The 13,173-nt window shown below is 26.2% G+C and carries 11 protein-coding genes; 1 reads left to right on the top strand and 10 read right to left on the bottom strand.

Features of this window, described 5'->3' with window-relative positions; translation table 4 throughout:
• Nucleotides 1-416 precede the first annotated feature (416 nt).
• Nucleotides 417-2,366 (bottom strand): oligopeptide ABC transporter ATP-binding protein OppF, encoded by a 1,950-nt coding sequence (oppF, locus tag EELLY_RS04350; RefSeq protein WP_104205836.1) that lies wholly within the window; start codon nt 2,364-2,366, stop codon nt 417-419.
• Between the two features lie 2 nt (nt 2,367-2,368).
• Nucleotides 2,369-4,096 carry an oligopeptide ABC transporter ATP-binding protein OppD gene (gene oppD, locus EELLY_RS02180; RefSeq protein ID WP_104205837.1) on the bottom strand — a complete coding sequence of 576 codons (1,728 nt, stop codon included), beginning with the start codon at nt 4,094-4,096 and terminating at the stop codon, nt 2,369-2,371.
• Between the two features lie 90 nt (nt 4,097-4,186).
• Here oppD and EELLY_RS02185 point away from each other — a divergent pair, with 90 nt between their 5' ends.
• Nucleotides 4,187-4,627, top strand: a complete 441-nt coding sequence (locus tag EELLY_RS02185) for a hypothetical protein (RefSeq protein WP_104205838.1) — start codon at nt 4,187-4,189, stop codon at nt 4,625-4,627.
• 14 nt (nt 4,628-4,641) lie between these two features.
• Here EELLY_RS02185 and EELLY_RS02190 read toward each other — a convergent pair whose 3' ends face one another.
• The 8 genes from EELLY_RS02190 to EELLY_RS02220 all read right to left on the bottom strand — a co-directional run bounded on the left by EELLY_RS02190 (nt 4,642) and on the right by EELLY_RS02220 (nt 13,164).
• Nucleotides 4,642-5,304 carry a hypothetical protein gene (locus EELLY_RS02190; RefSeq protein ID WP_104205839.1) on the bottom strand — a complete coding sequence of 221 codons (663 nt, stop codon included), beginning with the start codon at nt 5,302-5,304 and terminating at the stop codon, nt 4,642-4,644.
• A 17-nt stretch (nt 5,305-5,321) separates the two neighbouring features.
• Nucleotides 5,322-7,721, bottom strand: coding sequence for an ABC transporter substrate-binding protein (locus EELLY_RS02195; RefSeq protein ID WP_104205840.1), 2,400 nt, complete (start codon nt 7,719-7,721; stop codon nt 5,322-5,324).
• 28 nt (nt 7,722-7,749) lie between these two features.
• On the bottom strand, nt 7,750-8,721 hold the full coding sequence (gene oppC / locus EELLY_RS02200; protein WP_104205841.1) for an oligopeptide ABC transporter permease OppC: 972 nt from the start codon (nt 8,719-8,721) through the stop codon (nt 7,750-7,752).
• A gap of 13 nt (nt 8,722-8,734) precedes the next feature.
• A complete protein-coding gene (oppB, locus tag EELLY_RS02205; RefSeq protein ID WP_104205842.1) occupies nt 8,735-9,940 on the bottom strand; it encodes an oligopeptide ABC transporter permease OppB in 1,206 nt (401 codons plus the stop codon).
• Between the two features lie 175 nt (nt 9,941-10,115).
• Nucleotides 10,116-10,259 carry a hypothetical protein gene (locus EELLY_RS04185; protein ID WP_181021041.1) on the bottom strand — a complete coding sequence of 48 codons (144 nt, stop codon included), beginning with the start codon at nt 10,257-10,259 and terminating at the stop codon, nt 10,116-10,118.
• Between the two features lie 120 nt (nt 10,260-10,379).
• A complete protein-coding gene (locus tag EELLY_RS02210; RefSeq protein ID WP_104205843.1) occupies nt 10,380-10,904 on the bottom strand; it encodes a hypothetical protein in 525 nt (174 codons plus the stop codon).
• 9 nt (nt 10,905-10,913) lie between these two features.
• The gene (gene cls, locus EELLY_RS02215; protein WP_104205844.1) at nt 10,914-12,461 is read right to left on the bottom strand and encodes a cardiolipin synthase; all 1,548 of its coding nucleotides are present in this window, start codon (nt 12,459-12,461) and stop codon (nt 10,914-10,916) included.
• 4 nt (nt 12,462-12,465) lie between these two features.
• Nucleotides 12,466-13,164, bottom strand: coding sequence for a hypothetical protein (locus EELLY_RS02220; protein WP_104205845.1), 699 nt, complete (start codon nt 13,162-13,164; stop codon nt 12,466-12,468).
• Nucleotides 13,165-13,173 lie beyond the last annotated feature (9 nt).

Raw genomic sequence — 13,173 nt, forward strand, 5'->3', positions numbered from 1 at the left:
TATTATTTTTAGTGCTACATTTTTAGTGCCAATGTATAATCAGATTCATCGTTTAAATCATTAATAATTGAGAATATGTCAGAGTCATCTCTTTTGTGAGTCCTACCGTTTCATTGCTTTGTTTGTATTACATTCACACCTATATTATTAACTAAAATGCTTTTCAGTATAATTCTTCGTGTTAAATTTTGCATTCTGACTGGTTTTCCTGTTGTTAATAGCTACTTTAAAAGCATTCTTCATACTTGCCTCATTTCAATTTTATCATTTTAGGTCATTGTTCTTTTGTTAAATATTTAAAATAAAAAAACCTACCTTTCTTTTTAGAAGTGTAGATTTTATATTTCCCATTTATTAAAGGTAGTTTTTATTTTATAAATATTTTTTAACATTTAACTTTTTTATTCAAAATCAATTTAACTTTTTTTCATTTTTTCAATTTCTCTTTTATTAGCTAAAACAAAATGATTGTCTGAGAACTCTACAAACTTTGGCATGTCAAAAATATAATCGTAATGTTCTTTTCAAGGGCGATATTCAATAAGTTCTTTATCAAAAACATAATCTGGATCTGGAACTGGAATTGCTGATAATAAACTTTTAGTATAAGGATGTAATGGATTTTTAAATAGTTCTTCAGCTAATGCCATTTCGACAATTTCGCCATGATAAATAACAGCAATTCTATCAGCAATAAATTTAACAACAGATAGATCATGGGTTACAAAGAAATATGTTAAGCCATAATCTTCTTTAAATTGTTGAAATAAATTTAAAACTTGTGCTCTAATAGAAACATCAAGAGCTGATATTGGTTCATCAGCTATTATAATTTTGGGTTTCAATGCAAGGCTTCTAGCGATTCCTATACGTTGTTTTTGTCCACCTGAAAATTCATGGGGGTATCTTGATAAATGTTCTGGTAGCAACCCAACAGATTCTATCAATTTTAAAATTACATATTTTTTAACTTCATTAAAATTTTTAATATTATCTTTGGATATTATATTGTTTAATTCTTGAGAATTATAATAATCAATATATTCATCAAGTATCTCATCAGATTTATATAACTCTTGAAAATTTTCTAAACCTTCAGCAATAACGTTTTCAACAGACATCCTTTCGTTTAGCGAAGACCCTGGATCTTGAAAAATCATTTGAATGTTTTTTCTGTTTTGACGTTTTTGTTGCTTTGTTGGGATACTAAATAAATAAGATTCTTGGACTAAATCATCAATTGATGGCAGTTTTAAATATTTTATTAATTCAACAATATTATTAGTTTGTCTTTCATTAAGAGCAATTTTTTTGTTTTTTCATTTTCAAAATTCTTTAATTATATTTAAATCTGTAATATAAAGATCTATCAACTCTTGATTATCATTGCTTTCTTCTGCTAGTTTGTCATTTAAAATTTTTGCCTCTTTTGAAATACTTATTTTTTGATTAATGACATCAACTAGTGCTAACTTAAAATCTAACTTTTTAATGTAAATTTGATCATAATAAGATTTTATAATTTTGTTTTTATTATCTCTTGGAGCTGAAAGATCAAGATTTTGTTTTTCTAAATGTTTTGCTATGTTTATTCTTCTAAGAATCTTATCGTTATTTAATTTAATAAGTTCTAGCTTAGTAAAAATGAAGTGCAATAACTCTATAAAAGAAGTTTGCTTCTTATTTTTTATAACTTCATTAACCTTGTTCTGTATTTCATCAAGATCAAAAAAGTCTAAACTTATTTTTTCTTTTAATTTAAGAAAAATATCTTTTGTGTCTACATTTTTGGCTAAAATAGAATTTTCTAATTCAATTGGCACTTCAGGAATGTAATTGTGAATATTAGTAACAAATTGATTAATTCGTTCAAAGTTTTTAATGTTTTGATTAATAAATTTTAAACAATCTTTTGTTAAATGGTGAATTAAAGCTATTTTTGAGCTAGCAAACACTTTTTTTCAGTTTGCTTTTATCAACATTTCAGGATTATCTTTATATTTAACATAAGAAAGTTTTAATTGAAAAATTAATTTTTCAATATAATTGCAGTTTACTATATATTTATTTTCTATAACATAAATATTTTTGTTTATTTGCTGATTTAGTTTATAAAGAGATGTTGGTTGACCAGCTACAATTTGATTATCTAAATATATAGAACCATCCTTTATTTCTTGAACACCAGCTATTGCTCGACCAATAGTTGTTTTTCCAGAACCAGATTCACCCACCAATCCAAAGATTTCTTGTTTATAAATATCAAAAGAAACATTTTTAACAGCTTGGAATTTTCTACCCTTATTTCTAAATTCAATAACTAAATCTCGGACATTTAATAAAACTTCTTTATCGTCTTTTAACATATTTAGCTACCTTTTTTAATTCTTTCTAATATTTCTTTTGGTGGTTCAACTTTTTTTGAATTATCGTGTAACAACCAGGTTTTAGCATAATGAGTTTCAGTGACTTTAAACATTGGTGGTTCATGTATATAATCAATTGCAAGAGCGTGTTTATTCCTTGGAGCAAAAGCATCACCTTTAATTTCATTGAATAAACTGGGTGGTGTACCAGCTATAGAATAAATTCTTTCACCTTTTGTTCCTAACTGAGGTAAAGATAAAAGTAGCGCTCAAGTGTATGGATGTTTTGGTTGTTTAAAAATTTCATGACTAGTTCCAATTTCTACAATTTGACCTGCATACATAACAGCCACACGATCCGCAATACTAGCAACTACACCTAAATCATGAGTAATAAAAATAACAGAAAATTTGTATATTTTTTGTAAATCTTTAATCAACTTTAAAATTTGAGCTTGAATAGTTACATCAAGTGCTGTTGTTGGTTCATCACAAATTAAAATTTTTGGTTTACAAGCTAAAGCAATTGCAATAACAACTCTTTGTCTCATTCCACCAGAATACTGACCAGGAATATCTTTATAACGTGTTTTAGCATCAGGTATCCCAACTTGTTCTAATAATATGATTGCTTGTTTTTTGGCTTCTTCTCTCGAATAATGCGATTGTCTTCTTAAGATTTCAGTAATTTGAAAACCAACCGTTAATAAAGGATTTAAAGAAGTCATTGGATCTTGAAATATTGTTGCAATCGTTTTACCTCTTAGTTCTCGCATAGATTTATTTGCATTTTTTTTGTTGGTAATATAATTTTTAGAAATTTGATCTCAATCAAACATTAAGTTAATAAAGTGTTCTTTGTCAACTGTCTTATGATTGATGATTTGATCATAAATAGCCTTTAATTCAAATTCTAAATTACTTAAAAAACTTTTATTGGTGAAGTAATTATCAATTTGTTTTTGCAAAGATTCACTTATAGCAATATCGCTATCAATAAAAGCTTCAATAGCTGCAATAACTTTTCGAAGTGTATTTTTTTCAAAGTTATTCATTTTTCTAACCTTCATTGTGTCGACTTCAAGTTCAATAATTTTTTGATTTAAATTAGAAATTAACTCATTTCTTTTTTCATCATTTATAATAATTTCTTTATCTAAGACGCATTTATTTATTTTACTTGTAATTTTTGAAATTTTTTTAAAATTTTTATGCCTTTTAAATTCTAAAGATTTTTCATTTAAATCAGTTATTAATAATTCTAACTTATTAATTTTTATCTCCAATTTTTCAAGTAATTCCTTTTTATTTACAATTTTAGTTGTTTCTTCTGGATTGAGACTCAATATGTGTTTTATCTGAGTTTTAATTTTATTTGTCTGTTTTTGATTTTTTTTCTTTACAAAACTAACAACCCCAGAATCAATTAATACTTTTTCTACATTTGCAATATCAAAGGGTTTTTTAAAAAAGGCTTTTTGGTCATCAATAGCTTCTTGAATTGGTTTATAAACAATTGAACCTTCACTTATTCATCCGTTAGTCTCTAACATACCAGTAAATGTTTTTGTAATAACTGATTTTCCAGAACCAGATTCACCAACAATTGCTAAAATTTCACCATCATATAAATCAAACGAAACACTCCTAATAGCGGTTAAAATTCTGTTTCTAACCCGAAACTTTACTTCCACATCTTTTACAGATAATATCTTATTTGGCTTTTGCATTTTATCTCCTTTTGGTATTTATGTAACATTGATGATAAATATTATGTTTAAAAATTTTTAAAAGTTGTAACATTATATAAAAGGTTCATTATGCTAAAAGATTCAACACAAAAAACAAATTCACATAACAATAAAGCATCAAATTTTGAAAGAGAAACCTTACAAAAAGTAACAACTTATAAAAGTGCTAAAAAACTAAGGTATTATGACTATTTAATTGTTTTAGTTATTTCATTGTCCTATATCGGGTTAACTTTTCTAATCGACCATTTAATAAATAAAAGCACTAAAAATTATTGAGAATATTTAATAACATCTGGTTTTATAGTTTTATCCATTTGTTGAGTAATATTAGGTTTAATGCGAAGTCGCATGTCCTTAAGATACCATAATAATAAATTACAAAGATATCAACCTACTTTTAGCCCTCAAGAAGGATTAAACAGAAGAATTTCAAAAATAGTTTTATTAATTTCTTTAGTTTTGTTAATGTGCAGTATTGTTTTGTGAACTTGTAAATTTATTATATAAATTTTAAAAGTTTTTTATTCATTATTTTCTGATTGATTAGGTGCTTCTGATTTTTTTGTTGAACCACCACTTTCATTTGGTTCATTAGCATCAACTTCTTTAATTTCATTTCTTAATTCACCGGTAACGAATTGTGATTTTTCTTTTGCTTTAATTGTAAAATAAGCATAATTTGTTGAAGATTTGGCTGTAATTTCGATAGTAATATCGTCTTCTTCAGTTAATTTTTCATCTATTCTTGCATTTAAAGCTTTTATAATGTCTTCTTTGCTAGGTGTTTCTTCTGAAGGTTTACCTAGATCTAAAATAATTTTAGATAAATCTTTTTTTTCAAAAGCAACAACTTTAATTTTTATTTTTATATCTAGAGCATTTTCATAACTTACTGTTATGAAAGCATCTCCTATTCCAATACCTTCAATTGAAATTTCATTTTCTACCACCTCAGCAGTTAATACTTTTGGATCAGAAGAAACAACTTTTAAAGTTGAACCTTCAATACTATTATTGATTGCAATGGGTAATGAAGTTTTTTGTCCAATATCAATTTGATTAAGTGTAGAAGGGTTACCTAATGATACTAATGATGCTGGAATAGTTTTTTCACAAGAAATAACAACTGTTGAAGTTGTAACAACTAATCCTATAGCACTTAATGATTTAATAAGTTTTTTCATTTTTTTCACCTTTTATTTTATTTTAAAAATAAAATATTCCCTTCTTTTAAATGTCCTGGGTTTTCTTTTATTTCTTTTCTTTGTTCTCTAACAAAATCTCTTCATTTTAAATTTTGATCTCTTGTTCAAAGCTGTTCATTTTTTCTTCTTAAGAAAGTGCGATCAGCTGAATTTCCGTAAATAGCATTACCACCTGTAAAGTTTCTTAAATAGTTAACAGTAAAAGATTTATAAGCATTTGTAGAAAATCAAGGTGTTTGAAGAGCATTTTCAAAAAAGAAATTATACTCTTGTTCTGCAAATGCTTCATATCTTTGTTTAACATCTAAATCATTATTAAGATCAATTTGTTTAACCTTTGTATCATAGTCTGTTAAATCTTCAACAAGTTTGTCAAACTCAGTTGTACGAACTACATCTTGGTATTTTGTGTGTTCACCATTAATTAATCGGTTTGTTCCAGAATAATGGCTCATACTTCCTTTTATTCTTACTGTTTCTAAGAAAGTGTATGGATCTGCATAATCAGGTCCTCAACCAGAAATAGCAATGTCATAACGACCTTCTCCATTCCTTGCTGAGTAATCATTATTATCAATTGGGACAAAACTTTCAATTTGAATAGGGTTATCTTTAACTGCATTGAAATTATTAAACGTTGATTGAAAAAATGGACTATTAGAATTAGTACCACTTGGGTCCATTAAAACTCTTAATTCAACCTTGTTGTTTTTATTTCGAGCAATTTTATTATCATCAATAAATTTATTAACATCAGAAATAACATCTTCTTGATTTTTGTGATTTCCATAAAGTTCTGGATGGTTTAATAAAGGATCACTCCCATTTTTTCAATCATCTTTAGTTAAACTGCCACCATGACTTTTAACTTTTTTTTCTGCTTCTTCTGCAACATACTGAGTGTAATCTTTTCCATCAGGATCTACACCTGTGCCTTCTAAAGTATATGAGTTAACAATATTTTTAGATGTTGTAGAGCCTTCTTCATCAAATCTTTTACTATAATATTTAGCGTAAGTTGATCTATTTAAATTTGTTGCGATAAAAACTCTTGCGTCTTTTGATTCTAATAGTTTACTTGCTGCAATAGCTTTATTTTTCTCTTCAGTAGTTGAATTTGTAGTTGAAAGTATATCAGTGTTAAAATAATTATAAATTATATTATAATGACTTCCAGGTACTATTTCAGAAACATATATTGATTTAAAGTTTGGGTTATCATAATCATCACCAATGTATTTTTTTCACCCAACAACATCATTTACTGAAACTCCAAATCCATCAATTTCACCTTTTTCAAACATTCTTCTAGTTGTTTCATTGTTAAAATTGGTTGTTGCGTTTAATCAAACTAAATTTTCAATTTCTGTTCTTTGTGCAAAATGATAATTTTTATTTTTTACAAATTCAATTTTCTTGTCTGGTGTAATTTCTTTTGGTAAATAAGCACCACTATAAACATCAACAGGACCATTTTCCAACTGTCCTACAATTAACTCATGAATTGGAGCAAATGGTGCGTAAGTTAAAACAGTTTCAAAATACGCTGCTGGTTTAACTAAATTATATTGAACTGTATTTTTATCATTATCAGTAATCAAACCAAAACCACCATCATCAATAGAAACTTTTTTGGTTATAAATTCATCTTTTTCTTCTTCTGATCTTTCATCATCACCTGATGACGGAGCTTTTTTATATTTAGAGTTTTTTGCAACAAATGAAATTGTTGATGAGCTCTTCATTTTTTCAATCAAAACTTTATAAACACCTAAAGCGGTTACATTTTCTACATTTTCATCGCTTGGTATAAACTCTTGGTTTTTTTCAATATTATTTAAAATAGGACCCAACAGTTCTAACATTTGCTCTGCATTTTTAATAAAAGTAGTTCATAGAGCAGTTACTTCGGAAATGTTATTGACATTAAGAATATAAGCAGCTGCATTATCAAAATCTGTTGCTTTAATTGCCCTTAAAACTTCACCTTTACCATTAAATCAATTCGCATTATCTCTAATTCTATATTTTCATGTTGTGTAGTCATTAACTCCTTCTCCAGCGTTAGAATCTTTAGCTACATAAGTGCTATTACCTGTTGCATAGCCTGATTCAAAAATGTCACCATAAGTTCTTCCATACTCATCAATTGATAATGCTCCAGCATAAAGATTACTTAAAAAACCTGCATTTGTAGTTAATTGTGTATGTGCAATATTTCAACTATCAGGGACAGATAAAAAAGCTTCGGTATATGTTTTAACATCTCTTTTACGTCCTTGGATTTTTTCTAGTGAAGCCGAGCAAGACACAACAGATGTTGATGCAATGCTAACCACAAGTCCACCAGTTAATAAAGATATAAGTGTGGATTTTTTGTAATTTGTTGTTTTCATAAATTTTACCTTTCCTTAAAATAAAATGTTATCTATGAGTTTTAGGGTCCAGTGAATCAGCTAAAACTTTTCCCATCATGTAAAACAAAAGAGATATTCCTCCAACGAAAACTAGTGGGACAATTAAAAGATATGGATACTCTTGTCAAGAGTTATCCGAAAGTACTTCGTTTAATATTGAACCTAAAGATGCTTTTTCTAATTTATTTGGTTGTATAAACCCATAACCAAGATATGCTAAACCAGAATCAATTGAAATAGCTGCTGGAAGTGCAAAAGCTATTTCTTGAATTACAATTGGTAAAATCTTAGGTAAAATGTTATTTTTTATAACTTTTGGTCCACTTGTTCCTAACACTTTTGACGCAATATTATATTCTGTTTGCTTTGTTAAAATAATTTGAATTCTCATTAACGAGGCTAAACCAATTCAACTAGTGATCGATACTGCAAAAACAATAATACCAACACCTTTTTCACCACCAGCTAAGAATATAATTACAAGTCACAAAATCATATCAGGGATAATGGTAATAAATCTAGTTACTTCTAAAAATAACATATCTAACTTAGCATAAAAACCTCAAATAGCTCCGATTATTAGTCCTAAAACAATTTGAATTGAAAAAACCATAGCTGCAAAAAACAGAGTAGTTCTAGACCCAATTCAAACTTTATTTCAAATGTCTTCTCCTAATTTACCAGTGCCAAACCAATGCTGTGCCGATGGTCCATGTGGTAAAGATGGTTGTGATAATAGTGGAACAGCTGGTTTTCCAACAGCTATTGTAAAACTCATTAATAAAAAAATAACTAAAAGACTAAAACATGTAATAAATAAATAACTTGAAAAAGCTTTTTTAAAAACAGTTTTTCAGTAACTATAAGGCTTAGTATAAATGTGCTCTGCTTGTTTTACATCATCACCAACCCATTCAAATAAGTTGGAGTCAATATTGTAAATATCTAAATTAAATTTTTTGGATTTTATATATTCCATATTAACCTCTTTCTTAACTTAATTTAACTCTTGGATCTAGAATCGCTAAAAGTAAATCTCCAATAAGGTTAGCAAAAATACCAAGAAAAGATGAAATAACGACAAATCCCATAACTGTAAATAAATCTTTACTTCCCATCGCGCCTATTACAAAGTAAGTCATTCCCTGAATATTTCAAGTTCTTTCAATCAATAAACTAGTTCCAAAAATTGTAAAAATAAAAGCTCCAGGCATTCCCCTTACCATTCTAATAAATGAATTTCTAAAAACATGTACAAAAAATACATATTTTTCTCCCATTCCTTTAGCTGTCGCAAATCTAGTATAATCAGCATTCATTTCATCAACAACATATCTTCTTGTCATAAAAGCTACACCAGGAACCATTAATAAAATAATGGCTAAAATTGGGAACATTCGCGTATAAAGACCACCAGTTGTTCAAGAAGTGTGTGAGCCCAAACCCATTGATATTTCATAAAATACTTTAATAGTAACAAGTGTTGGCAAAGCAAACATAATCAAACTATATCAATTAATAACATTGTCAGCTGTTTTGTCTTTTTTTATTGCAGCATATACCCCCAGCGGAATACCAAGGATGTAACCAAATGATGTACCTATGAATCCTACAACAAAAGATATTTTCATCCCACTAGAAAATATTTCCGAGACTGGAGTAAATATTGGTTTGTTGGTAGGTTTTAAAGCTAAACCTAAATAAAATCACTTAACAACAGGTGTTGTTTCAATGTTTCCTGTTATGTCATTTAATATTGGACTAGTTTGAACAGTTTTAGGGAAAAGTGGTGTTACATTTTTTAAGTAATTTAATATTTGATATATTAATGGGCCACTTACGCCTAAAGCTTCTTTTCTATTTTCTAAAATTTTATTGTATCGAGTATCTCCTCGTTCAATCCCCATTTTAGCAAACTTACTAGATAGGTCCGCAATTAAGACCTCATCTTTTACTACAAAAGAAATCATTCAGAACACAACTATAATAGCCAAATAAATAGTTATAAGAGCAAAAAATATTCTTTTTAAAGAATAAGTCAATAATGAATGCTTTTTGCAAAATTCATCCAAAATTAAAACAGATTCTTGAAAACCATGATTTATTTGATATAATATTTTATGGCTTGATTTTTTATTTAAAGGGTTGTCGCTAACTTTTTCGATTAAATTTTCAAGCTCTTCTTTTATTATTTCCATTTTTATCCTTTCTAATAAATGAAAAATAAATTGCAGATTAAACAAAAAAAACTTAGTCTTACTAAGTTAAATGATTTTATAATTTTTCTTTATATATAAATATTATGGAATTATATATAAAGAAAAATAAATATTTTCTTAGTAATGTATTTTAAAATACAACTACACTGATTCATTAGCTAAAAGATGTAGTTATTGTTTGATTAATAACGGTCTGTTTTAATTGCTTATTTAAAAAAATACTTTTCATAGACAACGGAGTATCTATAAAAAAAGTTAAATCTAACTTAATATTCAAATTATTTTTATATTTTTTCATAAAAACTCCTTTGTCTTATTTCAAATCATAACAAAAAAAAAATAAAAAGCAAGCGCTTTTAAAGTTCTTGCATTTTTAATTATATTCAATTAACATATTACAGAAATATTAAACTAAAAATTAGCTTATTATTTTTTCAATTATTTGTAATAAATTAATATGTTTATTAAAAGCCAATAAAAAATTTTTATCTTTGTAGTAAAAATTTAAAAACTCTTTAAGGGTTTTACATTGATTTTTTAAAGACTGCTTTTCAAAGTATTCTAGGTTTTTAAAAACTAGAATAATTGGCTTGTTAGAAGATACTATTAAATCTTTATTTTCGTTTAAAATAGTTATGTAGAAACTGTAAATTGCTTTATTAACTGTTTCAGCAAAACTTGACTTTGTATAAAGTTCTAAAAGAACATTTAACAAAAATATTAAAATAAGTTTTCTATTGTTTAATTCTAATTCAAAACTTGAGTCATTAACTAAAGTTGTTTTGTTTAAAATAGCAATAGTTTCTTTTAACTGAGCTATATTTGTAATTAAGTTATTTTTTTTAATAAAATCACAAATTTCATAATCATAATTAGAAATTAAAAAATAGCTTTTGATTATTAAGTACTGATCATTGACATAATCATAAATTTTTTTAACCATAAATCCTCCTTAAAGAATTGGTGCTATCGCATTAAAAATTTTAATAATTAATCTTTTAAGTGGTTTGGCATGTTTTAATGGCACCTTAGAGTATTTGTATGCGATATTAAAATCATGTTCCATTTTATTTTTTAATTTTTTATTTAGCTCTTCTGATTTAACTAAAACCATTGTTTGTTGATCTGAAAAAAGTGCTCTATAATCTAAATTTGTAGTTCCAACAAAACTAATTGAATCATCAAAAATAAAAGTTTTTTCATGTAGAAAAGTATTATTTAAAGAATAAATTTTACCTTTACTCTCAAACAATTTTTTAGTTCTATTTTTAGATACATCTAAAATCATAAACTTATCAGTCTTTCCAGGAATCATTAACCTAACATCCAAACCAGAATTAGCAGCTAAACAAAGTGCATCTAATAATTCTGGGGGTGGAATAAAATATGGTGTTTTTATTCATATAGATTTTTGAGCTGAATTTATCAATGAAAGCAAAACATCTAAATGAGTAGATCGAGGGTGATTTGGTCCATTAGCAACAACTTGAATAAATTCTTTTGGATTATTTTCAATTTTTTCATGAAAAATTGTTTTTAAAAAAAGATTGTCAATTTTCTTTTTGCTGTAAAAATTTCAGTCACGAATAAATATATTTTCTATTTCTTTAACTACTTCTCCACTAATTTTGTAAGCTGAATCGTTTCAGTATCCAAATTTAGATCCTATATTACAATAACCATCTCCAATGTTAATTCCACCAACAAAACCATAAAAACCATCAATGACAATGTCTTTTCTGTGATTTCTATAATTTGCTTTTCAAACAATAAAAGGGAAATGCACAGGTGAATATCCCAACATTTTTGCTCCAGCTAATTTAAGTTTTTTCTTTGTATTTCTAAATTGATTATAACATCCTAAGAAATCATAAATAATATAAACTTCAACACCCTCTTTAAGTTTTTTAATCAGTATCTCTGAAACACGATCCAAAAATTCGCTTTCTTCGATTATAAACATATTTATCAATATATATCTTTTAGCCTTTTTAAGTTCAGATAATAAAGTTTGAACATAATCATTTCCATTTTTTAAAAAATCAACTTTAAAATTTTTGTAAATATTTTGATTTTGTTGCTTAAGCGATGATATAAATGCTCTTTTAAATTGAGGGCTTTGTTTAGTTAAATCAGATAAATTTTCAAGAGAATTTTGTATATCCATAAAATTAGAATGCTTATCATTTTTGTATTTGTAAAGTTTATTTTTTTTATATTTGTAAGGTCTACCAAAAAATAAATATGAAACAATACCAAAAAAGGGCACAAGACATATATAAATTGTTCACCTTATTCTTGTTTCAATTCTTCTTTTTTTATTACCTAAAATCACAAAACTTCACAATATAGCTAAAATGTGGGTAGAAACCAAAACAGAAATAAGTGTAATGGGTGTTTTAAAAAGAAATGTTAAACCTACATTCAAGCCTAAATATAGTAAAAAAGCAGTTAAGAATATGCAAATTAGTGATGATGTTACTACTATTGGTTTTTTCATAATATTATCCTTTGCTAATAATTTTGTCTAACTTAATTTTTTCTAATCAATGATTTGTTTTCAATATTAAATGATTGAATTGCATTGGTGATAATTTCATTGTAGCTTCATTTAACTTAGTATTTGCATTAAGTTTATAAATGTATAAATTTTCAGAGTTTTCTATGTTTATTTTTTTATACTGAAAAGAAATAAAAATAAACAATGACACTAAATATCCATAGTTATAAAGTTCTTGATTTTTTTCTAAACTAATGGATGCGAATATGTTTCCACATAGTTTAAATCAATTATGTTTATTAAGAATATCATTATGTGATTTTTTTAAATCTTCAGTATCATAACTTTTTAAAATTTCTTCTTCTAAATTTAAATCACTACTTATAGTTAAATTATTTAAAAATTTTTTTAACTTTACTTGAAAATTAAATTGATCTTGATTTTTTTTATATTCAAAATCGTTGTCAATAAATCAAAATATTATTAATAAAAAGACTGCTTCATTATAAAAACTGCTTAAGTGTTTTTTTTCAATTGTTATGACATTTAAAAAAAGTCTCAAAATAATATTTTTTTGAGATAGTTTAAATATTTTTTTAACTTGTGAATTATCAAAGCCTACATCAAAAACAATTTTTTGAAAAATTTTTTTGTGATTTTTAATCAATATTTTGTAAGACTTTATTTTTTTGTGATTTTTCATAATTACCTT

Origin of the sequence: Entomoplasma ellychniae, from assembly GCF_002930155.1 — a bacterium.
In the GTDB taxonomy this organism is placed as follows: Bacteria; Bacillota_I; Bacilli_A; order Mycoplasmatales; family Mycoplasmataceae; genus Entomoplasma; species Entomoplasma ellychniae.